Genomic DNA, 25,275 nt, shown 5'->3' with positions numbered 1-25,275 from the left:
TGCCGTGCCGCCCCGCCCGCCCGCTCGCACCGCCCGCGCCCGGCGGCGCCGGTCGACCACCCAGGTCATCTGGATAATCGGGTCCGTGACCGAACTCGTCCAGGCCGACGCCCCGGCCGGAAAACACGACGTACGGGCGGGCCGCGCGGTTCCCGTGATGCTGCGCCGGGCCGCTCCGGCGCTCCTGGCGTATGCGGGGACGCGGCTGCTGGGCGTCGTGGTTCTCGCGATCTGGGCGGAGTCGGCGGGCAAGAGCTGGTCCACGCTGCTCTCCGCGCGCTGGGACTCCGTCTGGTACTCGCGCGTCGCCGAGCACGGCTACGGCTACACGCTCCGGCTGCCCGACGGCTCGGTCCACTCCGATCTGGCCTTCTTCCCGCTGCTGCCCTGGCTGGAGCGGCTGATCTCGGCCCTGACCCCGCTGGACGCCGCCGCCGCGGGCCTGGCGGTGAGCTGGGTCGCGTCGCTGTTCGCCGCGTGGGGGATCTTCGCGATCGGCGACCGGCTGCGCGGGCGGCGCGTGGGCACGGCGCTGGTCGTGCTGTGGGCGGTGCTGCCCGTCGGCATCGTGCAGTCGATGGCGTACTCCGAGTCGCTGTTCACCGCGCTGGCCGCCTGGGCGGTGTACGCGCTGCTCACCGGGCGGTGGGTGGGGGCCGGATCGCTCGCCGCACTGGCCGGGCTGACCCGGCCGGTGGGGGCGGCGGTGATCGCGGCGGTGTGGGTCACGGCGGCCGTGGCCCTGCTGCCCGGTGGGCGGTGGCGTCTCGCATGGCACCCGGAGCACCGGCGGATGCTGCTGGGCGTGGCCCTCGCGCCGCTCGGCTGGCTGGGCTATGTGGCGTGGGTGGGGGTGCGGACCGGCAGCGTCACGGGCTATCTCGACGTCCAGGGCGGCTGGCGGAACGGATTCGACGGCGGTGTGGCCTTCGCGCGCTTCACCTGGGACCTGCTGGCGGGGCCGGGCTTCCCGGCCGGGCTGGGGCTGGTGCTCGGCGTGGCCCTGCTGATCTGGGTGTTCATCCGGTGCGTGCGGCGGCGCGAACCGCTGCCGCTGCTGGTGTACGCCGGGGTGGTACTGACCCTCGCGCTGACCGCGAAGGGCTATTTCGGCTCCAAGCCGCGGCTGCTGCTCCCCGCCTTCCCGATCCTGCTTCCCCTCGCGGCCGCCCTCGCGCGCCTGCGTACGGCCAGGGCCGCGCTGATCCTGGCCTCGGTGGGGCTCGCCTCGGCGGCGTACGGGGCCTTCTGGCTGAACGGGACGGGGCCGCCGTGAGCAGGCCGGAGCGCTTCGGCCGGCTCGCCCGCCGGGCGACGGCCGGGGAAACTCCGAGGAACGCCCCGGCTAATCGCCGATAAACGACCCTGTAAGAATTCCATAAAGAAGTCCGGGAGCCGCCTCGGGAAGGCGGCTCCCGAAAAGCCGCGACCACCCGCGGATTTCCGACTGAATGGCGAGTTCAAAAACCCGGGACGAGACCCACTCCACATCACATCGTCATCACAAAGCGACGTGATCGACCGATGCGGCCTGTCACGCAATGTAACGTCGATTGAGTGCGTACCGATGACAAGCTCCCTCAGGTGAAGGGGCGCCCGACCGATCTGGCGCGACCGCGCATGACCCGGACACGCCGCTGGCTGCTCGGGTCCACCCTCGCTGTGTACGCGGCGACCGTGATCGGGGTGCTCACCACCTCGTGGCTGGTCCAGCTCGACTGGCAGGTCATGCTGTTCCGGCCGTACAAGCACTGGCCGGAGATCCACACCTTCCTGGACTACTTCGTGGTCATGGGCCAGCGCGGCCCCACCGCGGTGGCGGTGACCGCCTGGATGGGCTGGTGCTGCTACAAGCAGCGCACCCTGCGCCCGCTGATCGTGCTGGGGACCTCCCTGCTGCTGCTCAACATCACCGTGGGCTCCGTCAAGCTCGGCTTCGGCAGGCTCGGGCCGCACTACGCGACCACCGTCGGCTCCAACGAAATGTGGGGCAACGGCGATATATTTCCTTCGGGTCACACCGCGAACGCGGTGGTCACCTGGGGTGTGCTGGCCTATCTGGCAACCACTCCCCGGGCCCGCAGGGTCGCCTCGGTCATCGCGGCGATCTTCGCCTTCGGCGTCGGCATGACCACCGTCTACCTCGGCACCCACTGGGTCAGCGACGTGGTGCTCGGCTGGGCGGCCGGGGTGCTGGTGCTGCTGGCGCTGCCGTGGCTGGAGCCGGCCATGGCGCGCGCCGAGGTGCTGCTGCGGGCCCTGTACCGCAAGGTGCGCGAGTACCGGGCGCCGGCGCCGCAGCCGCTCTCGCGGCCGGTGGCCGGTTCGGCCCTGGCCACCCCCCGCGCGGCGCACGACGACGAGCTGCCGGCCCGCGAGACGGTGGGCGTCGGCGGCCGGCCGAACGGTGTCACGGCGCACCTGTCCGAGGGCCGGCCGCACCATCCGCTGCGGCCGCATCCGATCCGCACCGAGCGGGGCACCCCGGGCGGCAGCCGCCGCCCGCCGCACGCCGACCGGGTGCCGCGCGCCACGGCGCCGCTGGGCCCGGCCGCGGGCCGCGGGCGCCCGGCCAGCACCGGCGGCTGACCCGCGGCTGGGCCCACGGGCCCGCGGGGACGGTACGCACACCTCTCCCCCGGCCCCGCCGCCCACCGATCGCACCGATCGCACCGACGGCCCCGGACGCTCCCGCCGAGCGTCCGGGGCCGTCGCCGTATCGGCCGCCTCGGCGGGTGCGCCCCGCCACCGTCACCCCTTCCAGCAGCGTTTGACGGTGTCGTCGGCCACTTCGAAGTTGATCCTGCCCCGCAGGTACTCCATGGTGATGATCGCGCCCGTCGGAAGCGCGCGCACGGTGCTCCAGCCCCGCTCATGAGCGCGCTCCTGGGCGGTCCGGGCGTCGAGGCCCACATAGCTGTCGAGGTCGTCGTCGGGTTCCGGGGAGGGCGTCGGTACAGGTGCCATGACGCCACCGTATGCGCCGGGGCACGGCGGTGAAACCCGGCTCTCCCAGCCCGCTGACACAGGCTCACCCGTACCGCGTCCCCCACTGGTCACACTTGTGTCACAGAAAACACGCCCGGGTTTCCTTCGTTCTCCGTCACTCGTACGTGTTCCGTGTTGACGGCACGAAGGTGACGGCGAGTTTCCTCCGGTATCTCCGGCGAATCGCTTCCTTTGACGCCGCTGCGGTATTGGTGGAGACGGGCTCACAGCAACTCCCGGGTAAATTCCCGAGCCCCGGCGGAAATCATCCTCCCACGCCACCGGAATACACAATTCCGCCACAAACTGGCCGAGTCCACAGCCACAGGTTTGCCCCCGGCCGGGCGCGGTACCCGGCGCACCGAGGCACACATGACAGACACATCCGATGAGACCGGTAAGAAGACGGCGAAGGGCGGACTGACGCCTGCGGGGCTCATGCGCGCCGCCTGCGAACAGTTCGCCGAGCTGACGGGTCTGTACCCCGAGGCGCTGCCGCGCCTGGAGCGGACCGAGGAGGGCTGGATGCTCGACGCCGAAGTGGTGGAGCTCGCCCGGGTGCCCGAGACGATGAGCCTGATGGCCTTGTACGAGGTGACCCTCGACCCGGACGGTCTGCTCACCGGCTACCGCCGCGTCCGCCGCTACGAACGAGGGCGGAGCGACCGTGGCTGACGCATCGTCGCGGCGCCCGGGGAACGGCCCGGCCGGCCACGAGAGGAAGACACCGACATGACCACCGTTGTCCCGGCACAGCAGACCAGGAGCGGAGGCGGCACCAGCGGCCTGTACGACGTCCTCGAGCTGATTCTCGACCGAGGACTGGTGATTGACGCGTTCATCCGCGTCTCGCTGGTCGGCATCGAGATCCTCAAGATCGACGTCCGGGTCGTGGTGGCGAGCGTGGACACCTACCTCCGGTTCGCCGAGGCCTGTAACCGCCTAGACCTGGAGGCCGGACCCAACAAGTCAGCCGGCCTGCCCGAGCTGCTGGACGGCACCACCGAGAGCGCGGCGCGCAGCAAGACCAAGGGCGCGCTCTCCGGGGCGGGGCAGACCGTCGCGAAGGCGGCCCACTCCGTCACCGACGCGCTCCGGCCCACGGGCAAGGAGGAGGAAGCCGAGGAGGAGTCGCAGGGCCGCGGTCGGCGCCCGGCCGCCCGTAAGGCCGCGGCGAAGAAGGAGGAGGGCGAGTGAGCACCTATGTCTACGGGATAGCGGAGGGCGCGCTCCCGGAGCTGGATGACGAGCTCCTGGGCGTCGGTGATCCGCCGAGGCCCGTGCGCACCCTGAGCGAGGGCGAGTTGTCGGCGATCGTCAGCGACTGCCCCGAACGGCTCCGGCCCAAGCGGCGCGATCTGCTCGCCCACCAGCATGTGCTGACCGAGGTGGGCGACGGCCGGGCCGTGCTGCCGATGCGGTTCGGCAGCATCTCGCGCAGCGACGAGGACGTACGCGGTGTGCTGGCCGAACAGGCCGACCGCTACCGGGCCCAGCTGCGGCGTCTGGCGCACCGCGTGGAGTACAACGTCAAGGCGGTGCACGACGAGGACGCGGTGCTCCACCAGGTGCTCGCCGAGGAGCCCGAGCTGCGGGCGATGGCCGAGGCCAACCGGGCCGCGGGCGGGGGCACCTACGAGCAGCGGCTGCGCTTCGGCGAGCTGATGGCGGGTGCCGTGCAGGCGCGTGAGGTACGCGACGCGGGGCTCGTCGAGAAGGCGCTGGCGCCGGCCGCCGAGGAGGTGCGGTCCGGGCCGGAGGGCAGCGGCTGGTTCGTGAACCTGTCGTTCCTGGTGGGCAAGGACGCCGGGGGCGCGCTGACCGAGGCGGTGGCCGAGCTGGAGCGGGCGCATCCGCGGTTGCGGCTGAGCGTCCACGGCCCGCTGCCGCCGTACAGCTTCGTCGAGTCGTAAACAGGGCCGCCGGTGATCGGCTGGGTGCTGCGGCAGCTCCTCGCGCAGGCCGAGCGGGAGTACTACAACCCCGCGAACATCCAGGCGGCGCTGTCCGACCTGGTGACGCTGGCGGAGGAAGGGCTGATCGACGAGGAGGAGTTCGAGCGGCGGGAGGACGAGCTGCTCGACCGACTGGAGGAGGCGCAGCGATGGGCGAACGGGATCCGCTGACCACCGCGCCGTACGGGGCGTCCGGCCATCGCTCGCCGGACTACGGTCCGTCGGGCTCGTACGGGCTGGCGGGCCGCGGCGAGAGCTCGGCCAACCTGGCCGACATCCTGGAGCGCGTCCTGGACAAGGGTGTGGTCATCGCAGGCGACATCCGTATCAACCTGCTCGACATCGAACTTCTCACGATCAAATTGCGGCTGGTCGTGGCCTCCGTCGACAAGGCGAAGGAGATGGGCATCGACTGGTGGGAGCGCGACCCGGCCCTGTCCTCGCGCGCCCGCGGCCATGAGCTCGACGCGCCGGGAGACGGCGGGAACGACAGCGGGAAGGAGCGGCCGTGATGCGGGAGCTGGAGTACGCGTACGGAATCGTCCGGGACACCGGGGCGCCGGGGCCCGTACCGCCGGGGGTGAGCGGCGTCGCGGGCGGCCCGGTGCGTGCCGTGCGCCATCTCGGGCTGGCGGTGCTGGCGAGCCCGGTGCCGGCCGAGGAGTTCGAGGAAGGGCCGCTGCGCACCCGGCTCGAGGACATGGCCTGGCTGGAGGACGTCGCCCGCGCGCATCAGCGGGTGGTGAACGCGGCGGGCGCCGTCGGGTGCGTGGTGCCGGTGGGGCTGGCCACCGTCTGCCGGGGCGAGGAGGGGCTGCGGCGGATGCTGGAGGAGGGGCGGGCACGGTTCACGGCGGCGCTTGACCGGCTGGAGGGCCGGGTCGAATGGGGCGTCAAGGTGTACGCGGGGCCGGCCGGCGAGGACACGGCGGCCGGCGCTTCCGCCAAAGCATCCGCTGAAGCATCCGCTGAAGGACTCGCCGAAGCACCGGCTGGGGCACCCGGGAACGCACCTTCCCGGGTGCCCTCCCAAACGCCTTCGGGAGCCGTCTCCAAAGCGGTCTCGGGCCGCGAGTACCTGCGCCGGCGCAGCGCGGAGCGGCGGGCGCACGAGCAGCGGTGGCAGCGCACGGAGGACGGCGCGCGCCTGGTGCACGACACACTCGCCGGGCTCGCCGAACGCGCCCGGCTGCACCCTCCGCAGGACGCGCGGCTGTCCGGCGTGGCGGACCGCAATGTGCTCAACGCCGCGTATCTGGTGCCGCATGAGCACAGCGCGGACTTCGCGGCGCGGGTGCGCGAGCTGGCCGGCCGGGTGGTGGGGCTGCGGGTGGAGCTGACCGGCCCCTGGGCGCCGTACTCCTTCGTGGCCCCCGAACCGGCGGACGAGCCCCGGGCGGCGTCATGACGGCCGTGACGACCAGCAGCCCCCTCGCCCAGCGGCCCGTCGCCCTGGTGGATCTGCTGGACCGGCTGCTCGCGGGCGGGGTGGTGGTGGTCGGCGACCTCACCCTGCGGATCGCCGACGTCGACCTCGTACGCATCGATCTGCGCGCGCTCATCAGCTCGGTGAGCGAGAACGTGCCGTCTCCCTGGGAGGAGCCGTGACCCGCGAGCTGGAACTGGACCGGGAGAACGTCGAGCGCGATCTGATGCGGCTGGTGCTGACGGTCGTCGAGCTGCTGCGCCAGCTCATGGAGCGGCAGGCGCTGCGCCGGGTTGATCAGGGCGGTCTGACGGAGGACCAGGAGGAGCGGATCGGGCTGACCCTGATGCTGCTGGAGGACCGCATGGGCGAGCTGTGCGAGCGCTACGGCATCGGGCGGTCGGACCTCAACCTGGACCTTGGGCCACTCGGGCCGCTGTTGCCGCCGACCGAGTGATGCGGAGGGGGCACCCTCGCGCCCGCGCGCCCGTCGTGCGCATCATGGCCACAGCCCAGATGCCACCGAAATAACCCAAAAGGAGCGCCGATGGGGACGGAGACCGCACAGGAGGCGGCTGCCGGACCGGCGCGGGGACCGGGCGTGGGCCAGGTGCTGGTGAACTGGCTGACCACCACGGACCACAAGAAGATCGGGCATCTGTATCTGATCACCGCCTTCGGCTTCTTCCTGGTGGCGGGGGCGCTGGCGATGGTGATGCGCGCCGAGCTGGCCAGGCCCGGGATGCAGCTGATGTCGAACGAGGCGTACAACCAGGCGTTCACCATGCACGGCACGATCATGCTGCTGCTGTTCGCGACGCCGGCCTTCGCGGGGTTCGCCAACGAGATCATGCCGCTGCAGATCGGCGCGCCGGACGTGGCCTTTCCGCGTCTGAACATGCTCTCGTACTGGCTGTTCCTGTTCGGCGGGGTGATCGTGCTGTGCGGCCTGGCGCTGCCCGGGGGTGGCCCGGACTACGGCTGGACCGCGTACGCCCCGCTCAACAGCGCGGTCCGCACCCCGGGCGTGGGCGCCGATATGTGGATCATGGGGCTCGCGCTGGCGGGGTTCGGCACCATCCTCGGCGCGGTGAACTTCCTGACGACCATCATCACGATGCGCGCCCCCGGCATGACGATGTTCCGGATGCCGATCTTCACCTGGAACACCCTCTTCACCTCGATCATGATCCTGATGGCGTTCCCGGTGCTGGCGGCGGCGCTGCTGTGCCTGGAGGCGGACCGGCGGTTCGGGGCGGTGGTCTTCGACGCCCGGTTCGGCGGCGCGCTGCTGTGGCAGCACCTTTTCTGGTTCTTCGGCCACCCCGAGGTGTACATCATCGCGCTGCCGTTCTTCGGCATCATCACCGAGATCATTCCGGTCTTCTCCCGTAAGCCGGTGTTCGGCTATGTGACGCTGATCGGCGCGACGATCGCCATCACGGCGCTGTCGATGATGGTGTGGGCACACCATATGTTCGCGACCGGCGCGGTGCTGCTGCCTTTCTTCTCGCTGCTGTCCTTCCTGATCGCGGTGCCGACCGGGGTGAAGTTCTTCAACTGGATCGGCACGATGCTGGGCGGCTCGGTGTCCTTCGAGTCGCCGATGCTCTGGGCGGTCGGCTTTCTCGTCAGCTTTCTGTTCGGGGGGCTGACCGGGGTGATCCTGGCGTCGCCGCCGATGGATTTCCACGTCACCGACACCTACTTCGTGGTGGGCCATTTCCACTACGTCGTCTTCGGCACGGTGACCTTCGCGACGTTCGCGGGCTTCTACTTCTGGTGGCCGAAATTCACCGGGAAACTGCTCGACGAACGGCTCGCCCGGATCCACTTCTGGACGCTGTTCACCGGCTTCCACACCACCTTCCTGGTGCACCACTGGCTGGGTGCCGAGGGCATGCCGCGCCGCTACGCCGACTATCTGGCGGCCGACGGCTTCACCGCGCTCAACACCGTCTCCTCCATCGGCTCCTTCCTGCTGGGCCTGTCGACCCTCCCGTTCCTCTACAACGTCTGGAAGACCGGCAGGTACGGCACCGAGGTGACGGTCGACGACCCCTGGGGGTACGGCCGCTCCCTGGAGTGGGCGACCTCCTGCCCGCCGCCCCGGCACAACTTCCGCGCGCTGCCCCGCATCCGCTCCGAGTCCCCCGCCTTCGATCTGCACCACCCGCGGTTCGTCCAGGGCGAGGAGCAGGACCAGCAGCTGAAGCCGAAGGGCTCGGTCAGCCCAGGGCCCGAGCCAGGCGGTCCCTGAGCTCCCGGATGTGCTCGTTCAGCTCGGGCGGCTCCCGGACCTCGAAATCCAGCCCCAGCATGGCGATATGAACCACCATGACGCTCAGGCTCCCGGCCCCGGCGTGCAGCAGACAGCTGTGCTCGTCGACCGGCTCCAGCATCCCGGCCGCCGGCGGGACGCGCTCGGCCGCCCGCTCGGCGGACACCCGCAGCAGCACGGTGGCCTTCTCGGCGTACACGGTGGTGGACACGCCCTCGCGGACGTACTCGGCCAGGTCCTCGGCGGGCGGCCGGCGCGGGGCGAAGCGCGGGCCGTGCGGCGGCGTCGGGGTGATGCGGTCGGCCCGGAACGTACGCCAGTCGCCCCGGTCCACATCCCAGGCGACGAGGTACCAGCGGCGCTGCGCGGCCACCAGCCGGTGCGGCTCCGCGGTGCGGCGGCTGACGGTGCCACCGTGGTCGCGGTACTCGAAGCGCAGCTGATGGCAGTCCCGGCAGGCGTTCGCCAGCTCGGTCAGCACCGCCGGGTCGACGGCGGAGCCGGGGAATCCGCCCAGCATGGGCACGGTGAAGGCGCTCAGCGCGCTCACCCGGCGGCGCAGCCGGTCCGGCAGCACCTGCTCCAGCTTGGCGAGTGCGCGCACCGACGTCTCCTCGATGCCCTCCACCCCGCCGCCGGCCGCCTGGCGCAGCCCGACCGCGACCGCCACCGCCTCCTCGTCGTCGAGCAGCAGCGGCGGCAGCTGCGCGCCGGGGCCGAGCTGATAGCCGCCGGCCGTCCCGGGGCTGGAGTGCACGGGATAGCCGAGCTCGCGCAGCCGGTCGATGTCGCGGCGCACGGTGCGCGTGGTCACCCCGAGGCGGTCGGCGAGCTCGCCGCCGGACCACTCGCGGTGGGCCTGCAGAAGGGACAGCAGGCGGAGCAGGCGCGCAGAGGTCTCCAACATGGCGCCGAGTGTGCCAGCCGCCGAGGACAACGAGTGTCCTCGGCGGCCGGGAGAGCGGCATCAGCCGCTGATGGCACCGCTCACCAGCGGTACCAGTGGGTCCGGCGGCCGGACGCCCCGGTGCTGTGGAACAGGAAGCCGAGCAGCCAGACCACCAGGACCGCGAGCGCGATCCACCACAGCGCCTTGACGGCGAACCCGATCCCGAACAGGACCACCGCGAGAAGCAGGACCAGAAGAACAGGAATCATCGTTCACACCTCCACGGTGCGAGTTCCCCTTCTGGGGAGCTTATGCCCAGATTAATACCGTCCTGCCGGGGAAGGATCTCCCGCGCTCGCTAGGCACTCTCGACGCGCACCGCCAGATCGTTGTTGACGGTGTAGTAAGGACCGGCCTTCGCGGTGCCGTGCGGGGCGGCGACGGGCTGTGCGGGGTAGGTGAAGATCTCCTTCTTGTCCGGGACGTCGTCCAGGATCCGCGCCAGCCGCGCCGGGGCCGCGTCCGGGTCGGCCGGGCGCAGCCACAGGTCCCACGCCTCCTCGCCCCCCTTCCAGCCGTCCGCCAACTCCGCGAGCGGCAGTGTGAAGGAGAACTCCGCGCCGTCCGCGCCGTCCCCTCCGTTCAGGTCGAGCTGCCCCGTCCACACCCGCGAAGGGTCGGGCCGGAAGCGGGCCTCGGCGACCGCGCCGGCCGACCACCGGGCCGGGCGCTCCACCCCGTACAGCCGGCCGCGCACCACCAGCCCGCCGCCCTCCACCCGCAGCTCCCCCGCCTCGGCGTGCGGGGCGCGGAGCCAGCTGCGCAGCGAGAGGTTGCCGTGCTTGGTCGGGTACGGGATGCGGACGGCCGTCGGCGAGGTGCTGGGGCCCGGCCTGCGGTCCACGAGCGAGCGCAGATCGTTCAGGCCCGGCGCGAGCCGCTGCGGTTCGGCCTCGCCGAGGGCCATATGGACGTCCCAGCGCCCCTCAGGCAGCGGCACGGTGCTCGGCAGGGCGGCCTGCAGCCTGCCGTCCTCGGTGGGCACCAGCGGCAGCCGCACCTCGCCCTCGGGGCCGGGGTCCGCGCCCCGGCGCACCAGCACCAGCGCGGCGTCCGGGTCGGAGCCCCGGCCGGCGTCCGGGTCGGCGTCCGGCCCGGGGCGGACCCAGTCGGTGACGTGGAAGGTGAGCCCGCCGGCGGAGTCCGCCACGCAGTCGGCGCGCGGCGGGGCGAACGTGGTGTCCGTGTTCGCGTCGCTCATGCGGCACGCCCCTTTGCGAGCATGGAGCGGCCCGCGTCCTTGGTCGCGAAGACACCGCTGAGGAGGGTCCCGCGGGCGCGGTGCAGGGTGCCGCGCACGGCCCCGCGCCCCACGAGGTCGGCGAAGAGCGATTCGTAGTGCCCGGCCACCTGGGACGGGTCGAAGCGGGCGGAGCGCTTCAGCGCCTCTTGGCCCATCCGCTGCCGCAGCTCGTCGTCGTTGATCAGGTCCAGGAGGGCCGTGGCGATGGCGTCGACGTCTCCGGTGGGGACCAGACGGCCGTCCACGCCGTCGTCGATGATCTCGGCGGGCCCGTGCGGGCAGTCGGTGGAGACCACGGGGAGCCCGCAGCGCATCGCCTCCACGATGGTCATCCCGAAGGACTCCATGCTGGAGGTCACGGCGGCGATCGAGCCCTTGGCCCACTCCGGATCGAGGGGATTGGCGGGGCCCATCAGATAGATGTGGTTGTAGAGGCCCAGCCGGTCTATCAGGGCCCGCAGCTTGGCCCGCTGGTCGCCGCCGCCGTAGATCCGCAGCCGCCAGTCGGGGCGTGCCGCGCAGACCTTCTCGAAGGCCCGTATCAGCAGGTCGTACCGTTTCACCGGGGCGAGCCTGCCGGCCGCCACGACCCACTTGCCGGTGCCGTCGGCCGGCTCCAGACCCGGTTCGGGCACGCTGTTGGGCACCGCCTCAAGACGTACGCCCGGCAGCCGCATCTGGCCCCGGTAGGTCTCGGCGTCCGCCTGGGTGACGGTGGTGACCGCGTCCAGCCGCGGGTACGCACCGCGCAGCGTCCGCTTCAGCGCCTTGGAATGGGTGCTCAGGGTCAGATGCTCCTGGCCGACGCGCACGGGACCGCGGCGCGCCTCGCGGGCGATGTGCACGTTCAGACCGGGGCGGGTGCCGACCACGACATCGGCGTCGAGCCGCCGCAGGTGCTCGGCTATCCGCCGGTCGGTGAGCCGGCTGTACTGCTTGTACCGGCCCTCGCTCTTCGGGAAGACCCGCGCGGGGCGGGCGTGCTCGGGGTCCGCCCCCTCGTACGTCGGGCTCTTCTTGCGGATGTCCACAAGGTGGCTGAGCCGCACGTTCGGGCCGGGGTCGAAGACCGGCACGTCACGGTGGCGGAACACCGACACGATCTCCACGTCGTGCTGCTCGCCCAGCGTGCGGGCGAGGTTGTACGTGGTTCGGATCGTCCCGCCGATCCCGTACGCGTTGTGAATCAGGAATGAGATATGCATCCGTCCCGGTATCCAACCGTTTCCCACCGTTTCCCCGCGGACAGGCTCACTCGTCCGCCTAGCACTGGGTCAGACCTGGGAAACGGTTGCTGGGTTGGGCTCCATAACCGTCTTGTTCTTGAACATATGTCAAATCGGTAGCGAACGTGCGGAACTTTTACCGGTCTTAGCTCATCAGAGCCTCAAGTGCAGTGACCCAGCCGCGGATGGCCCGTTGACTACATGGAGCCGGGAAACCACCCGGTGCCACGGACCGATACGAGGAGCCACCCGTGCCGCGCATGCTCGACGTCAGCGATGACGTACGCGCCGAGATCGGCGACGAAGAAGCCGACCGGCTGCTGGCCGGCGAGAACGCCCCGGGCAGCTACGACTGCACCTCCTGCCGCACGCCGGGGAACACCGACCAGGAGCGCACCAGCACCGTGCTCTTCGTGGGCCAGGAGACCGCGGTGCTCGCCTTCGCGCACGCCACCTGCGTCCCCTCCCAGGTCGTCCCGGTCTCCGAGGAGCAGCTGCGCGGGGCCGTGCGGTCCATCACCGCCGAGGACGCCGCGCCGCCCGCCCCCGAGCCACCCGCCCCCGACACCCAGGCGGTGCTGGGCGTCACCAGCGGGGTGGTCCTGGTGGGCGGCGAGGCGCGGCCCGCGCTCGTCATCGAGCCGACCGAGCCGATCGCCCGGTCCGGCATCGGCGGCGCGGGCGACGACTTCCTGCCCCTCCTGACCGAGCAGGGCTTCCTGCCGGTGTACGACCTCGGCCGGCCGCCGGCGCCCATCCCCGGCTGGTCCGTGCTGCTGGCCGCCGGGCAGCTGCACGCCGTACTGATGCCGGCCCCCGGCGGCGGCGCGCCCGTGGCGTGGTGGCAGGCCCACCGCCCGATGCCGGTCAGCGACGGCTGGCGGTCCGCCGTCGGCCGCTCCCAGCAGGTGCTGCTCTACGCCGCCGCGGCCGGCACCATCGGCACCCAGCCGCGCGAGGACCAGCTGCGCGCCGCCCTGGACCGGGCCGCCGCGCGCGGTGCCCTGGTCGGCGCCGCCATGCCGCTCTCGGGCACCTGATCCCCATGAGCGCGCCCGTGCCCCGCCGCGCCGACCTCGTACACGCGGCCCATTCACGGCCGATCCCGCATCCGACGGGCGGCCGGGTCGTTGGCACATACGTGCACGCATACGACCCTCCCTCCCGAGCCTCGTCCCTCCCGCCCGCCAGGGCCCCGTACGACCCGCTCCCCCGGGGCTCGTATCCCCCGCCCGCCCGGGCCCCGTACTCGCCGTACTCCCCACCCTCGCGCTCCCTGCAGCACGCCGCGCACATTCCGGCCATGCGCCCGGCGCAGGACACGCTGGGCGATCATCGGCGGACCTCCGCCACGCCGATCTACGACGCGCTGTACGCGGAGTACCGGAGGATGTTCCGGGCCCTGCCCGGCGACCGCTCGGACGAGGAGGACCTGGAGTTCACGGCGTTCAGCGCCATCGGGCAGCCCGGCCAGCCGCGCGGGCTGACCAGCGGCGGCCAAGGCCACGGCCACACGGGCGGCTACCCGGGCCACGCGGGAGGCCAGGGCCACGCGGCCCACCCAGGGCATACGGGACACACGGGACACACGGTCGGCCACGCGGGGGGCCACACCGGGGCCTGGGAGCCCACCGGGCGCCACCACCGCACCTATCTGCCCGCGCTGCCGCCCGGACAGCGCGACGGGCGGGGCCACGGGTACTGACCCCGCGCCCCGCCCGTGACTGCTTCCGAAGCTACTTCTTGCGGCCGCGCTTCTCGCGCACCCGCACCGAGATCTGCAGCGGAGTCCCCTCGAAGCCGAACTCCTCGCGCAGCCGCCGCTCGATGAACCGGCGGTAGCCGGCCTCCAGGAAACCCGACGCGAACAGCACGAAGCGCGGCGGCTTGGTCCCGGCCTGCGTCCCGAAGAGGATGCGGGGCTGCTTGCCGCCGCGGACCGGGTGCGGGTGGGAGGCGACGATCTCACCGAGGAAGGCGTTGAGCCGCCCGGTCGGCACCCGGGTCTCCCACCCGGCCAGCGCGGTCTCGATCGCCGGGACCAGCTTCTCCATGTGGCGGCCGGTGCGCGCCGAGACATTGACCCGCGGCGCCCACTGGATCTGGCCCAGCTCGGTCTCGACCTCGCGCTCGAGGTAGTAGCGGCGCTCCTCGTCGAGCGTGTCCCACTTGTTGTACGCCACGACGATCGCGCGCCCGGCCTCGACCGCCATCGAGACGATCCGCTGGTCCTGGACGCTGATCGACTCACTGGCGTCGATCAGGACGACCGCCAGCTCGGCCTTCTCCACGGCGGCGGCGGTGCGCAGCGAGGCGTAGTAGTCCGCGCCCTCCTGGAGGTGCACCCGGCGGCGGATACCGGCCGTGTCCACGAACTTCCAGGTCACCCCGCCGAGTTCGATCAGCTCGTCGACCGGGTCGCGGGTGGTGCCCGCCATCTCGTTGACGACCACCCGCTCCTCGCCCGCCACCTTGTTGAGCAGGGACGACTTGCCGACGTTCGGGCGGCCGATGAGCGCGATGCGGCGCGGACCGCCGACGGTGGCGCCGAAGGTCTGGGCCGGGGCCTCGGGCAGCGCCTCCAGCACGGCGTCCAGCATGTCGCCGGTGCCGCGGCCGTGCAGCGCGGAGACCGGGTACGGCTCGCCGAGGCCCAGCGACCACAGCATCGCCGCGTCCGCCTCGCCGCTGGGGCCGTCGACCTTGTTGGCGCACAGCACGACGGGCTTCCCGGCCCGGCGCAGCAGCTTGACCACGGCCTCGTCGGTGTCAGTGGCGCCGACCGTGGCGTCCACCACGAAGACCACCGCGTCGGCGGCCTCGATGGCGAACTCGGCCTGCGCTGCCACGGACGCGTCGATGCCGAGCACGTCCTGCTCCCAGCCTCCGGTGTCGACCACCTTGAAGCGGCGGCCGGACCACTCGGCCTCGTAGGTCACCCGGTCACGGGTGACGCCCGGGCGGTCCTCCACGACCGCCTCCCGGCGGCCGATGATGCGGTTCACCAGAGTCGACTTACCGACATTCGGCCGGCCGACGACGGCGAGTACGGGCAGCGGGCCATGTCCCGCCGCCGCCAGGTCGCCCTCGACCTCCTCCAGGTCGAAGCCTTCCTGCGCGGCGAGCTCCATGAACTCCGCGTACTCGGCGTCGCCAAGCTCACCGTGCTGCTGGTCGCCGCCGGTGTGGATCTGGTCGTTCATGAAGTCATTCCTCGTCGTCCTTCGCTGCTGTCCGCAGCTGCCGCGGGCCCGTACGGCCCGCTGGTGTCACGTCTATGGGTGGCCGGTCATGGATGACCGGCGCGGCCGGTGAGCCGCCTGGCGTCCGCCAGGTGCGCCCCCAGCCGCTTCTGGACGCGCACGGTCGCCTCGTCCAGGGCCGCGCGGGTCCGCCGGCCGCTGCCGTCCCCCGCCTCGAAGGGGTCGCCGAAGACCACGTCGATCCGGCTGCGCAGCGGCGGCAGCCCCGGCACCACCCGGCCGCGCCGCTGCGCGGTACCCAGCACCGCCACCGGCACGATCGGGGCGCCCGACCGCACGGCGAAGTAGGCGAGCCCGGAGCGCAGCGAGGCGAAGTCCCCCTCGCCGCGGGTGCCCTCCGGGAAGATCCCCAGCACCCCACCGCGCTCCAGCACGCCCAGCGCGTCCGTGATCGCCGCCCGGTCGGCGCTCGTCCGATCCACCTTCAACTGCCCGATCCCGCGCAGGAACGGGTCCAGCGGACCGACGAACGCCTCCTTCTTGACCAGGAAGTGCACCGGCCGCGGCGAGGTGCCGATCAGCATCGGGCCGTCGAGGTTGTGGGAGTGGTTCCCGGCGAGGATGACGGGCCCGGAGGCCGGAATCCGCCAGGCTCCCAGCACCCGCGGCCGCCACAGCCCGTACATCAAGCCGATGCCGATCCGGCGGCCGACCGCGGCGCCGCTCGCGCTGGGCAGCCCGTCGGGGGCCTTGGCGGTCTTGCCGGTGCCGGTGGCCTTGCCGGTGTCGGGGGTCTTGTTGGCGCTCGAGGTCACGCGGAACGCTTCTCCTCGACGAGGGTGACCACGCACTCGATGACCTGCTCAAGGGTGAGGTCGGTGGTGTCCACCTCGATCGCGTCGTCCGCCTTGGCGAGCGGCGAGGTCTTGCGGCCCGAGTCGGCGGCGTCCCGCTTGGCCAGCGCGGCCTGGGTGGCCGCGAGGTCCGCGGCGTCCTTGCCCCGGAGCTCCCCGCTGCGGCGGGCGGCCCGCGCCTCGGCGGAAGCGGTCAGGAAGATCTTGACGTCGGCGTCGGGCAGCACGGTCGTGCCGATGTCCCGGCCCTCCACGACGATGCCGCGCGGCGCCTCGGCGGCGATCGACCGCTGCAGGTCGGTGATCTGCGCCCGCACCTCGGGGACCGCGCTGACCGCGCTGACCTTGGAGGTGACCTGCTGGGTGCGGATCGGGCCGGAGACGTCCACACCGTCCACGGTGATGGTGGGGCCCGCCGGGTCGGTGCCGGAGACGATGACGGGCTTGACGGCGGCGTCGGCCACGGCGGTGGGGTCATCGACGTCGATGCCGTTGTTCACCATCCACCAGGTGATCGCCCGGTACTGGGCGCCGGTGTCGAGGTAGCCGAGGCCGAGCTTGGCCGCGACCGCCTTGGAGGTGCTGGACTTGCCCGTGCCTGCGGGGCCGTCGATCGCGACAATCACTGCTGCCGGGGCGGTCCGGGCGGCGGTTTCCACGGTGACAGACACCTTTCTTGCGTTTCTTGCGCACGGGCTGGTTTCGCGGGCCCTTGAAGAGCCTCGCACAAGGTTACTGCCGGATCGACCAACCCCGTGCCCCCTCACACCGCCGCCCTCGCACCGCTCGGCGCCAGGGCGCCTCCCGGGCTTCGGGACGGCTGCGCCGGACTCCGTCCGCCGGTCGTCGGTTGCCGGTCGTCGGTTGCCGGTCGCCGGTCACTGCCGGATCGACCAGCCCCGTTCCCTCAGGGCGGCCGTGAGGCCGGGCGCGGCCTGCGGTTCGACGAAGAGCTGGATCAGGCCGGCCTGCTGGCCGGTCGCGTGCTCGATCCGTACGTCTTCGATGTTGACCCCGGCACGGCCCGCGTCGGCGAAGATACGGGCCAGCTCGCCGGGCTGGTCGCCGATGAGCACCGACACCGTCTCGTACGCGGCCGGGGCCGCGCCGTGCTTGCCCGGCACCCGTTCGCGCCCCGCGTTGCCGCGCCGCAGCACGTCCTCGATGCCCTGCGTGCCGTCGCGGCGCTTGGCGTCGTCGGCCGACTGCAGTCCGCGCAGCGCCCGGACCGTCTCGTCGAGGTCGGCGGCGACCGCGGCGAGGATGTCGGCCACCGGGCCCGGGTTGGCGGAGAGGATGTCGACCCACAGCGCGGGGTCGGAGGCGGCGATCCGGGTCACATCGCGGATGCCCTGGCCGCACAGCCGCACAGCCGTCTCGTCCGCGTCCTCCAGCCGCGCCGCGACCATGCTGGAGAGCAGCTGGGGGGTGTGCGAGACCAGCGCGACGGCCCGGTCGTGGGCGTCCGCGTCCATGACCACGGGCACGGCCCGGCACAGCGCGACCAATTCGAGCGCGAGGTTGAGCACCTCCGTGTCGGTGGCGCCGGTGGGGGTGAGCACCCATGGCCGCCCCTCGAAGAGGTCGGCCGTCCCCGCCAGCGGCCCGGAGCGCTCGGCGCCCGCCATGGGGTGGGTGCCGAGGTAACGGGTCAGCGCGCAGCCGAGCGCCTCCAGCTCGCGCCGCGGCCCGCCCTTGACGCTGGCGACGTCCAGGAAGCCGCGCGCGACGCCCCGGCGCATCGCATCGGCGATGGTCCGGGCCACATGCGCGGGCGGTACGGCGACGACCGCCAGGTCGACCGGCCCCTCCGGCTCGTCCACCGTGCCGGCGCCGAGGGCCGCCGCGGTACGGGCCCGGTCCGGGTCGTGGTCGCTGAGATACACCCGGACCCCGCGGCCCGCCAGGGCGAGCGCCACGGACGTGCCGATCAGACCGGTGCCGATGACGAGGGCGGTTCTCACTGGGCGATGTCCTTACGGAGGGCGGCGGCAGCGCCGAGGTAGACATGGGCGAGATCGGACCTGGCCAGGTCGGTCTCGATGTGCGCGAGGATGCGGACCACGCGCGGCATGGCCCCGGCGACATCGAGCTCCTGCGCGCAGATCAGCGGCACATCGGTGATCCCGAGCCGGCGGGCGGCGACGGCGGGGAAGTCGCTGTGCAGGTCGGGGGTGGCCGTGAACCACATGCTGATCAGGTCGTCCGGCGTGAGACTGTTGCGCTCCAGGATGGCGGTGAGCAGCGCGGAGACCTGCTCGTGCATGTGCTGTGGTTCGTCCCGCTCCAGCTGGACGGCCCCGCGGACCGCTCGTACCGCCACGTCCGTGCTCCCTTCCGTACCGTCCCGGCGTACCCCGATCAGCGTAGCGAGGCGGACCGGGCGCGAGGACGCCGCGCCCACCCTGCGGACACCCACCGTCACCGGGACGGGACGGAACGGGATGAGAGGGGCCGGGACGGGACGGTATGGGGTGGCTAGAGGTCGACCTCGCGCATCAGCATGCCGACCTCGGTGTTGGTCAGCCGCCGCAGCCAACCGGACTTCTGGTCGCCCAGCGCGATCGGGCCGAAGCCCGTACGCACCAGTTTGTCGACCGGGAAGCCGGCTTCGGCGAGCATGCGCCGCACGATGTGCTTGCGCCCCTCGTGCAGGCTCACCTCGACCATGTAGTTCTTGCCGGTGTTCTGCACGACCCGGAAGTGGTCGGCGCGGGCGTAGCCGTCCTCGAGCTGGATGCCGTCCTTGAGCCGCTTGCCGAGATCGCGCGGGAGGGGGCCCTGGATCGCGGCGAGGTAGGTCTTGGTGACGCCGTAGCGGGGGTGGGTGAGACGGTGGGCCAGCTCGCCGTGGTTGGTGAGCAGGATGATGCCCTCGGTCTCGGTGTCGAGGCGGCCGACGTGGAAGAGCCGGGTCTCACGGTTGGTGACGTAGTCGCCCAGGCACTGGCGGCCGTCCGGGTCCTCCATGGTGGAGACGACGCCCGCGGGCTTGTTCAGCGCGAAGAAGAGGTACGACTGGGTGGCGACGGTCAGCCCGTCGACCTTGATCTCGTCCTTCTCCGGGTCGACGCGAAGCCCCTGCTCCGTGACGATCTTGCCGTTGACCTCGACCCGGGCCTGGTCGATCAGCTCCTCACAGGCGCGGCGCGAGCCCATGCCGGCGCGGGCGAGGACCTTCTGCAGCCGCTCGCCCTCCTGCTCGGCTCCGGGGAACGTCTTGGGCAGCGTGACCCGCGGCTTGTCGTGCCGCGCGCGGTTGCGCTCCTCTATCTGGGCCTCGTACTCGCGCGGGCGGGCCGGGGCGGCGGGCTTGCGACCGCGGCCGCCGCCCTTGGGGCCGCCGCCCTGGGCGCCACCGGCCCCGGCACCGGACTTCGGGCCGCCGCTGCCCCGGCCGCCGCTCTTCGGGCCGCCGGGCTGGCCACCGCCCACGTCGTAGCGGCGCTCCTCGGGACGGGGCCGGCCCGCGCGCTTCTGCTTGTCGTCGCGCCCGTTGCCCGCGCCCCGGTAGTTCTTCCCGCCGCCGGTGCCCCTGCTGTTCCTGCCGCTGCTTCGCATCAAGATTCCGTCTGAGAGTGGCCGCTGTCGTGGCCCTGGTTGTCGTGGCCCTCGTTGTCGTGGGCTCGGTTGCCGTCGTCCTGCGGGTCCGGTGCGTCCGGGTCGAAGGACGGCAGCCCCTCCTGGGACTCGCTCTCGACCGCGTCCGCCTCCGGGAGGAACGGGGCGAGCTCGGGAAGCTCGTCCAGGCCGCGCAGGCCCATCCGCTCCAGGAAGTAGTTCGTCGTCCTGTACAGGATCGCACCTGTTTCGGGTTCCGTTCCCGCCTCCTCCACCAGACCGCGCTGCAGGAGGGTCCGCATCACGCCGTCACAGTTCACCCCGCGCACGGCCGAGACGCGGGAACGGCTGACCGGCTGACGGTACGCGACCACGGCGAGGGTTTCCAAAGCGGCCTGGGTGAGCCGGGCCTGCTGACCGTCCAGAACGAAGCGCTCGACGGCCGCGGAGTAGGCGGGGCTGGTGTAGAAGCGCCAGCCGCCCGCGACCAGCCGCAGCTCGAAACCGCGGCCCTGCGCGGCGTACTCGTCGGCCAGCTCGCGCAGCGCGCCCCGGACCACCCGGCGCGGACGGTCCAGGATCTTGGCCAGATGCTCCTCGGTGGCAGGCTCGTCGACCACCATGAGCACGGCCTCCAGGGCGGGTTTGAGGTCGAGCTCGGCAAGGTCCGAGGCCCCGGCCGGGGCCTCGGCGGTGCGGGATGGCTGCTGCTCGCTCACGTCTCTGCCTCCTTTTCGGGCTGCTTTTCGGGCTGCGACCGCGGTTCCTGGTCCCGCCGCTCTTGCTGCTTCTGCCGCTCTTCCCGCTTCTGACCCTGCCGGTCCTCCTGGTCGAACTCGTCGGTCACCAGCGGCTGCCGCCCCTCCGCGCCCGTCCAGCGCACCATGAGCGAACCGAGCGCCTCCTCCTGGTCCAGGTGCACCGCGCGCTCCCGGTACAGCTCCAGCAGCGCCAGGAACCGCGCGACGACGGTCAGCACATCGGGCGCGTCCTCGGTCAGCGTCCGAAAGCTCGCCTCCCCCAGCTCCCGCAGCCGCGCCACCACGACCTCGGCCTGCTCTCTGACGCTGACCAGCGGGGCGTGGATGTGGTCGACATACACCTGCGGCTTGGGCTTGGGCTGCATCGCCTTCACGGCCAGCTTCGCGAAGCCCTCCGCGCCGATGCTGATGACGACCTCGGGAAGGAGGTCCGCGTGGTGCGGCTCCAGGCCCACGGTGCGGGGGTATCGGCGGGACTCCGCGATCAGCCGGTCGTTGAGGATGTCCGCGATCTGTTTGAACGCGCGGTACTGCAGAAGACGCGCGAAGAGCAGGTCCCGGGCCTCCAGCAGAGCCAGATCGGCCTCGTCCTCGACCTCGGCCGCGGGCAGCAGCCGGGCCGCCTTGAGATCGAGCAGCGTCGCGGCGACGACCAGGAACTCGGTCGTCTGGTCGAGGTCCCAGTCCGGCCCCATGGCCCGGATATGCGCCATGAACTCGTCAGTGACCTTGGAGAGCGCGACCTCGGTGACGTCCAGCTTGTGCTTGGAGATCAGCTGCAGCAGGAGGTCAAAGGGCCCTTCGAAGTTCGCCAGCCGCACGGTGAACTTCCCCTGACCGCCCCCGTCGCCGGATTCCTCCCCGGCGGCGGTGCGCCGCCCGCCCAGTGCCTCCCGGCCCCCGTCGGCCGTCGGCGGAGCCGGCCGGCCCGCCTCAGGCCCCGCGGACACGTCCTCGCGGCCGTCGACCGCCGCCGCCGCCGGGTCGCTGGAGGCCCGGTCGCCTCCCGCTGCCGCCGACCGGGTCCCAGCCGCAGCGCCCCGCCCGCCGTCGGCGCGGCTCCCCGCCCTGCCTCCCAGGGCGCGCCGCACCGGTGCGGCGGGGCCGGTCGGCTTCGGGTGCGCCGGGTCGTCGGGGGCCGCGGCGTTGTCGGCGTCCGTGGGGATCGGCTGCCGCGCGTCGGCCGCCTCGGCGGGTGGGGCGTCAGAGTCCGGGGCCTGGGTCCCGGGTACGGCGCCGGCCGCGCGCGGGCCCGCGCCGGGGCCCCGGCCGAGGTTGCGGCGGGGTGGGCGAGGGGGCTGGGCGGGGGCGGGGTTCGTGGGCATCGCGGTCCAGGGGGCGGGGGGACGGGCAGAGCGGCCCGTGCTCGGGGCCGTCTTCAGACCGGGCGTCCTGCTCACGACGCGACGCCTGGCGCCGCGCCCCCGGCCGCGTCGTCGGGGTCACCGCCACGCCGCGTCGGCGATATGTCGACCGCAAGTACGGGGGCGATCCCCCGGCCGCCGCTGCGAGGGGCCCGGCACCGGACGCCGCTCGCGGCCGGCCGCCCGCTGTGAGGACGGGCGCTGGGCAGGCTATCGCCCGGCCCCGTCAGCGACCGCGCAGGCGGCGTACCAGGATGCTCGCGTCGCCGCGCGACTCCAGGTCGGCGAGGACGACCGCGACCGCCTCGCGGACGATCCGGCCGCGGTCGACGGCGAGGCCGTGCTCGCCGCGGAGCACCAGCCGGGCGTGCTCGAGGTCCATCAGCTCCTCGGCGGAGACATAGACCGTGATCTTCTCGTCGTGGCGCTCGCGCCCGCTGGGGCGGCGGTTGGCCGCGCGGCCACGGCGGCGGGCCGGGCCCGCCTGGGCCGGCGCGGTCGGGCCGTCCTGCGGCTGGCGGCCGCCCCGCCGCTCCCCGCCGCCGGCCGGGCGGCGGTCGCCGACGGCGTCGGGGCGGGCGGCGGTCTCCCTGCCGCTGTGCTCGGCCGGGCCGGACTGCTCCGCCTCCTCCGTCGCCCGTCGCTCTCCCGGGCCGCCCTCGGCCCCGTCAGCGGCCGTGTCGGGGTCGCCGGCCGGGGCGGGCACCCGCGCCTCGCCGCCGTTCTGGCGGCGGGAGGACGCGGGGGAGGACGACTGGAGCGCCATTCCTCCGGTGGTGCGGAACAGTTCGTCGGCTCCCGGCAGACTCACTCGGCGTGACACCGGGCGAGCACCTCCCTGGCGAGCTGGCGGTAGGCGGCGGCACCGACGGAGTTGGACGCGTACGTGGTGATCGGCTCGCCCGCGACCGTGGTCTCGGGGAAGCGGACCGTGCGGCCGATGACCGTGTGGTAGACGTGGTCGTCGAACGCCTCGACCACGCGGGCCAGGACCTCACGGCTGTGCACCGTGCGCGAGTCGTACATCGTGGCGAGGATGCCGTCCAGTTCGAGCTCGGGGTTCAGCCGCTCCTGGACCTTCTCGATCGTCTCCGTGAGCAACGCCACACCGCGCAGGGCGAAGAACTCGCACTCGAGCGGCACGATCACCTTGTGCGCCGCGGTGAGCGCGTTCACGGTGAGCAGGCCGAGCGAGGGCTGGCAGTCGATGACGATGTAGTCGTAGTCCGCCATCAGCGGCTTGAGCGCGCGCTGCAGGGTGGACTCGCGGGCGACCTCGCTGACCAGCTGCACCTCGGCGGCCGACAAGTCGATATTGCTGGGCAGCAGGTCCATGTTGGGCACGGCCGTCTTCAGCAGCACCTCGTCGGCCGACATGCCCCGCTCCATGAGCAGGTTGTAGACCGTGAGGTCGAGCTCCATCGGGTTGACGCCGAGGCCGACCGACAGGGCGCCCTGCGGGTCGAAGTCGACGAGCAGCACCCGGCGTCCGTATTCGGCGAGGGCCGCGCCGAGGTTGATGGTGGAGGTGGTTTTGCCGACGCCGCCCTTCTGGTTGCACATCGCGATGATTTTCGCGGGGCCGTGGTCGGTCAGCGGTCCGGGGATCGGGAAGTACGGCAGCGGCCGCCCGGTGGGGCCGATGCGTTCGCGTCGCTGGCGGGCCGCGTCGGGCGCGAGTGTGGCCGCGTACTCGGGGTCCGGCTCGTACTCGGCGTCCGGGTCGTAGAAGTGCCCGTCGGGGAGGTCGTCGTAGGCGGCGAAGCGGGCGGGATCCATGCCCCCCTGGTCGCCGGCCATGGCGTTCACGTGATGGCCGTCCATGCTCTGACTCTGGTGGGCTGTCGTCATGTTCTGGTGCGTGGCGAAGGTGCGGACAGCGACAGAGCCGACAGCCTCGAGCCCCGAGGGACCCTGGCCCCGCGCAGCCGATCCTGGTTGACCACCCCCGGGAGAAAATGTCGACTCATTCACAAGTCGTCCTACCTCCTTGGTGACCAGGAAATTTCTAGATAGGTCAGCGTGACACCATGCCGACGGTTGGCGACTCTATGGCGTGTCGGCGGTTCGCAGCAACACAATCCACCGGACACGGCACGATGTGTCGGCAATCGAACACCGCGCTGTCAAGGGCGTATGGGGGGTGAAGCGAGGATTCCTCGACGGGTAAAGCGTCTGAATAGTTACTTTTAGGGCGAGTTGACCGAGCGGCCCGCCATCCGCGTTACGGGTCGTATCGGACACATCAACGGCCGGACCCCGCCTTACGGCAAGACCCGGCCGGATGCCCGTTATTGACCTGTTGTTGACGGTCGCGGTTGACCCCTCGGCCGGTTTCAGCCGATCAGCGTGGACAGTTCGACGGCCGACAGGCCGTGCGCCTCGGCGACCGGGCCGTAAACGACCTCGCCCTCATGGACATTGAGCCCCTTGGCCAGCGCCGCGTCCCGGCGCAGCGCGTCCCGCCAGCCGCGGTTGGCCAGCTCCACGATGTACGGCAGCGTGGCGTTGGTGAGCGCGTGGGTGGAGGTGTTGGGGACCGCTCCCGGCATGTTGGCCACACAGTAGAAGACCGAGTCGTGCACCGTGAAGGTGGGCTCGGCGTGGGTGGTGGGCCGGGAGTCCTCGAAGCAGCCGCCCTGGTCGATCGCGATGTCGACAAGTACACTTCCGGGCTTCATCCGGGAGACCAGCTCGTTGGTGACCAGCTTGGGCGCCTTGGCGCCGGGGATGAGCACCGCGCCGATGACGAGGTCCGCGGCGAGCACGGCCTTCTCCAGCTCGTAGGCGTTGGAGGAGATGGTCTGCACCCGGTTGCCGAAGACCTTGTCGGCCTCGCGCAGCTTGTTGATGTCCCTGTCGAGCAGGGTGACGTGGAAGCCCATGCCGAGGGCGATCTGCGTGGCGTTCCAGCCGGAGACGCCGCCGCCGATGACCACGGCCCGGGCCGCGGCCACGCCCGGCACCCCGCCGGGCAGCACCCCGCGCCCGCCCGCCGACCGCATCAGGTGGTACGCGCCGACCTGCGGCGCGATCCGGCCCGCGACCTCGGACATCGGCGCGAGCAGCGGCAGCGCGCGGTTCGCGGTCTCGACCGTCTCGTAGGCGATGGCGGTGGTGCCGGACTCCAGCAGCGCGTCCGTGCACTCCCGGGAGGCGGCCAGGTGGAGGTAGGTGAAGAGGGTCTGGTCCTTGCGCAGCCGGTGGTACTCCTCCGCGACGGGTTCCTTGACCTTGAGCAGCAGGTCGGCGGTGGCCCACACCTCGTCGGCCGAGCCGAGGATGCCCGCGCCGGCGGCGGTGTACTCCTCGTCCGTGATGGAGGAGCCGAGGCCGGCCCCCCGCTCCAGGAAGACCTCATGGCCGCCGCGGACCAGCTCATGCACACCGGCGGGGGTGATGGCCACACGGAACTCGTTGTTCTTGACCTCGCGGGGAATACCGACCTTCACGTCGATCACGGT

Annotated in this window: 28 protein-coding genes and 1 pseudogene; 13 read left to right on the top strand and 16 right to left on the bottom strand. The window is 72.2% G+C overall.

The window, feature by feature from the left end:
• The first annotated feature begins 85 nt into the window (after nucleotides 1-85).
• Complete coding sequence (locus ACFZDL_RS35740) at nucleotides 86-1,276, top strand: mannosyltransferase family protein (protein WP_391193375.1); 1,191 nt, start codon at nucleotides 86-88, stop codon at nucleotides 1,274-1,276.
• 281 nt (nucleotides 1,277-1,557) lie between these two features.
• Nucleotides 1,558-2,589 carry a phosphatase PAP2 family protein gene (locus tag ACFZDL_RS35735; RefSeq protein WP_353594612.1) on the top strand — a complete coding sequence of 344 codons (1,032 nt, stop codon included), beginning with the start codon at nucleotides 1,558-1,560 and terminating at the stop codon, nucleotides 2,587-2,589.
• Between the two features lie 162 nt (nucleotides 2,590-2,751).
• Here the strand turns inward: ACFZDL_RS35735 and ACFZDL_RS35730 are convergent, their stop codons facing one another.
• Complete coding sequence (locus ACFZDL_RS35730) at nucleotides 2,752-2,967, bottom strand: proteinase inhibitor I78 (RefSeq protein WP_353594611.1); 216 nt, start codon at nucleotides 2,965-2,967, stop codon at nucleotides 2,752-2,754.
• 393 nt (nucleotides 2,968-3,360) lie between these two features.
• On the opposite strand from ACFZDL_RS35730, the gene gvpO reads away from it, so the two are divergent.
• The 9 genes from gvpO to ctaD all read left to right on the top strand — a co-directional run bounded on the left by gvpO (nucleotide 3,361) and on the right by ctaD (nucleotide 8,629).
• Nucleotides 3,361-3,663 (top strand): gas vesicle protein GvpO, encoded by a 303-nt coding sequence (gene gvpO, locus ACFZDL_RS35725; RefSeq protein WP_353594610.1) that lies wholly within the window; start codon nucleotides 3,361-3,363, stop codon nucleotides 3,661-3,663.
• Between the two features lie 57 nt (nucleotides 3,664-3,720).
• Nucleotides 3,721-4,185 (top strand): gas vesicle structural protein GvpA, encoded by a 465-nt coding sequence (locus ACFZDL_RS35720; RefSeq protein ID WP_353594609.1) that lies wholly within the window; start codon nucleotides 3,721-3,723, stop codon nucleotides 4,183-4,185.
• On the top strand, nucleotides 4,182-4,901 hold the full coding sequence (locus ACFZDL_RS35715) for a GvpL/GvpF family gas vesicle protein (RefSeq protein ID WP_353594608.1): 720 nt from the start codon (nucleotides 4,182-4,184) through the stop codon (nucleotides 4,899-4,901). Before ACFZDL_RS35720 ends, ACFZDL_RS35715 begins: the two co-directional genes overlap by 4 nt.
• A 12-nt stretch (nucleotides 4,902-4,913) precedes the next feature.
• Nucleotides 4,914-5,114, top strand: a complete 201-nt coding sequence (locus ACFZDL_RS35710; RefSeq protein ID WP_353594607.1) for a gas vesicle protein GvpG — start codon at nucleotides 4,914-4,916, stop codon at nucleotides 5,112-5,114.
• A complete protein-coding gene (locus tag ACFZDL_RS35705) occupies nucleotides 5,093-5,455 on the top strand; it encodes a gas vesicle protein GvpJ (protein ID WP_391193372.1) in 363 nt (120 codons plus the stop codon). Before ACFZDL_RS35710 ends, ACFZDL_RS35705 begins: the two co-directional genes overlap by 22 nt.
• Complete coding sequence (locus ACFZDL_RS35700) at nucleotides 5,455-6,351, top strand: GvpL/GvpF family gas vesicle protein (RefSeq protein ID WP_353594606.1); 897 nt, start codon at nucleotides 5,455-5,457, stop codon at nucleotides 6,349-6,351. The genes ACFZDL_RS35705 and ACFZDL_RS35700 overlap by 1 nt, the downstream gene beginning before the upstream one ends.
• Nucleotides 6,348-6,551 carry a gas vesicle protein gene (locus ACFZDL_RS35695; protein ID WP_353594605.1) on the top strand — a complete coding sequence of 68 codons (204 nt, stop codon included), beginning with the start codon at nucleotides 6,348-6,350 and terminating at the stop codon, nucleotides 6,549-6,551. Before ACFZDL_RS35700 ends, ACFZDL_RS35695 begins: the two co-directional genes overlap by 4 nt.
• Nucleotides 6,548-6,826 (top strand): gas vesicle protein K, encoded by a 279-nt coding sequence (locus ACFZDL_RS35690; RefSeq protein WP_353594604.1) that lies wholly within the window; start codon nucleotides 6,548-6,550, stop codon nucleotides 6,824-6,826. The genes ACFZDL_RS35695 and ACFZDL_RS35690 overlap by 4 nt, the downstream gene beginning before the upstream one ends.
• A 90-nt stretch (nucleotides 6,827-6,916) precedes the next feature.
• Complete coding sequence (gene ctaD, locus ACFZDL_RS35685) at nucleotides 6,917-8,629, top strand: cytochrome c oxidase subunit I (RefSeq protein WP_353594603.1); 1,713 nt, start codon at nucleotides 6,917-6,919, stop codon at nucleotides 8,627-8,629.
• On the opposite strand, the pseudogene ACFZDL_RS35680 reads toward ctaD, so the two are convergent.
• From ACFZDL_RS35680 to ACFZDL_RS35665, 4 genes and pseudogenes are all read right to left on the bottom strand, one after another.
• A pseudogene (locus ACFZDL_RS35680) lies at nucleotides 8,601-9,557 on the bottom strand (helix-turn-helix transcriptional regulator); the annotation flags it as partial. The gene ctaD and the pseudogene ACFZDL_RS35680 overlap by 29 nt on opposite strands.
• A gap of 80 nt (nucleotides 9,558-9,637) precedes the next feature.
• Nucleotides 9,638-9,808: a hydrophobic protein gene (locus tag ACFZDL_RS35675; protein ID WP_353594602.1), complete on the bottom strand. Its 171-nt coding sequence runs from the start codon at nucleotides 9,806-9,808 to the stop codon at nucleotides 9,638-9,640.
• A gap of 89 nt (nucleotides 9,809-9,897) precedes the next feature.
• Complete coding sequence (locus ACFZDL_RS35670) at nucleotides 9,898-10,800, bottom strand: hypothetical protein (RefSeq protein WP_353594601.1); 903 nt, start codon at nucleotides 10,798-10,800, stop codon at nucleotides 9,898-9,900.
• The gene (locus ACFZDL_RS35665) at nucleotides 10,797-12,047 is read right to left on the bottom strand and encodes a glycosyltransferase family 4 protein (RefSeq protein WP_353594600.1); all 1,251 of its coding nucleotides are present in this window, start codon (nucleotides 12,045-12,047) and stop codon (nucleotides 10,797-10,799) included. Before ACFZDL_RS35665 ends, ACFZDL_RS35670 begins: the two co-directional genes overlap by 4 nt.
• A 272-nt stretch (nucleotides 12,048-12,319) precedes the next feature.
• Between ACFZDL_RS35665 and ACFZDL_RS35660 the strand changes: the two genes are divergently transcribed.
• Together ACFZDL_RS35660 and ACFZDL_RS35655 are read left to right on the top strand one after the other, a co-directional pair.
• A complete protein-coding gene (locus ACFZDL_RS35660) occupies nucleotides 12,320-13,108 on the top strand; it encodes a hypothetical protein (RefSeq protein WP_353594599.1) in 789 nt (262 codons plus the stop codon).
• A gap of 263 nt (nucleotides 13,109-13,371) precedes the next feature.
• Nucleotides 13,372-13,773, top strand: coding sequence for a hypothetical protein (locus ACFZDL_RS35655; RefSeq protein WP_353594598.1), 402 nt, complete (start codon nucleotides 13,372-13,374; stop codon nucleotides 13,771-13,773).
• A 31-nt stretch (nucleotides 13,774-13,804) separates the two neighbouring features.
• On the opposite strand, the gene der is transcribed toward ACFZDL_RS35655, so the two are convergent.
• The 11 genes from der to ald form a co-directional block, all read right to left on the bottom strand.
• Entirely contained in the window at nucleotides 13,805-15,271 is a 1,467-nt protein-coding gene (gene der, locus ACFZDL_RS35650) for a ribosome biogenesis GTPase Der (RefSeq protein WP_353594597.1), read from the bottom strand.
• A gap of 86 nt (nucleotides 15,272-15,357) precedes the next feature.
• Nucleotides 15,358-15,957 (bottom strand): lysophospholipid acyltransferase family protein, encoded by a 600-nt coding sequence (locus ACFZDL_RS35645; protein WP_353594700.1) that lies wholly within the window; start codon nucleotides 15,955-15,957, stop codon nucleotides 15,358-15,360.
• Nucleotides 15,958-16,082: 125 nt separating this feature from the next.
• On the bottom strand, nucleotides 16,083-16,796 hold the full coding sequence (gene cmk, locus ACFZDL_RS35640) for a (d)CMP kinase (protein WP_353594596.1): 714 nt from the start codon (nucleotides 16,794-16,796) through the stop codon (nucleotides 16,083-16,085).
• 207 nt (nucleotides 16,797-17,003) lie between these two features.
• The gene (locus tag ACFZDL_RS35635) at nucleotides 17,004-18,089 is read right to left on the bottom strand and encodes a prephenate dehydrogenase (RefSeq protein WP_353594595.1); all 1,086 of its coding nucleotides are present in this window, start codon (nucleotides 18,087-18,089) and stop codon (nucleotides 17,004-17,006) included.
• Nucleotides 18,086-18,448 (bottom strand): chorismate mutase, encoded by a 363-nt coding sequence (aroH, locus tag ACFZDL_RS35630; protein WP_353594594.1) that lies wholly within the window; start codon nucleotides 18,446-18,448, stop codon nucleotides 18,086-18,088. Before aroH ends, ACFZDL_RS35635 begins: the two co-directional genes overlap by 4 nt.
• Before the next feature lie 155 nt (nucleotides 18,449-18,603).
• Nucleotides 18,604-19,686 carry a pseudouridine synthase gene (locus ACFZDL_RS35625; protein ID WP_353594593.1) on the bottom strand — a complete coding sequence of 361 codons (1,083 nt, stop codon included), beginning with the start codon at nucleotides 19,684-19,686 and terminating at the stop codon, nucleotides 18,604-18,606.
• On the bottom strand, nucleotides 19,686-20,309 hold the full coding sequence (gene scpB / locus ACFZDL_RS35620) for an SMC-Scp complex subunit ScpB (protein WP_353594699.1): 624 nt from the start codon (nucleotides 20,307-20,309) through the stop codon (nucleotides 19,686-19,688). The genes ACFZDL_RS35625 and scpB overlap by 1 nt, the downstream gene beginning before the upstream one ends.
• A gap of 92 nt (nucleotides 20,310-20,401) precedes the next feature.
• Nucleotides 20,402-21,772 carry a segregation/condensation protein A gene (locus tag ACFZDL_RS35615; RefSeq protein WP_353594592.1) on the bottom strand — a complete coding sequence of 457 codons (1,371 nt, stop codon included), beginning with the start codon at nucleotides 21,770-21,772 and terminating at the stop codon, nucleotides 20,402-20,404.
• Nucleotides 21,773-22,037: 265 nt separating this feature from the next.
• Nucleotides 22,038-22,634: a hypothetical protein gene (locus ACFZDL_RS35610; protein ID WP_353594591.1), complete on the bottom strand. Its 597-nt coding sequence runs from the start codon at nucleotides 22,632-22,634 to the stop codon at nucleotides 22,038-22,040.
• Nucleotides 22,619-23,785, bottom strand: coding sequence for a ParA family protein (locus ACFZDL_RS35605; protein ID WP_319697328.1), 1,167 nt, complete (start codon nucleotides 23,783-23,785; stop codon nucleotides 22,619-22,621). The genes ACFZDL_RS35610 and ACFZDL_RS35605 overlap by 16 nt, the downstream gene beginning before the upstream one ends.
• A gap of 362 nt (nucleotides 23,786-24,147) precedes the next feature.
• Nucleotides 24,148-25,263 carry an alanine dehydrogenase gene (gene ald / locus ACFZDL_RS35600; RefSeq protein WP_353594698.1) on the bottom strand — a complete coding sequence of 372 codons (1,116 nt, stop codon included), beginning with the start codon at nucleotides 25,261-25,263 and terminating at the stop codon, nucleotides 24,148-24,150.
• Nucleotides 25,264-25,275: the final 12 nt, after the last annotated feature.

Origin of the sequence: Streptomyces sp. NPDC007917 (assembly GCF_042959105.1) — a bacterium.
Classification (GTDB): domain Bacteria; phylum Actinomycetota; class Actinomycetes; order Streptomycetales; family Streptomycetaceae; genus Streptomyces.
This window is presented reverse-complemented; position numbering and strand designations above follow the sequence as displayed.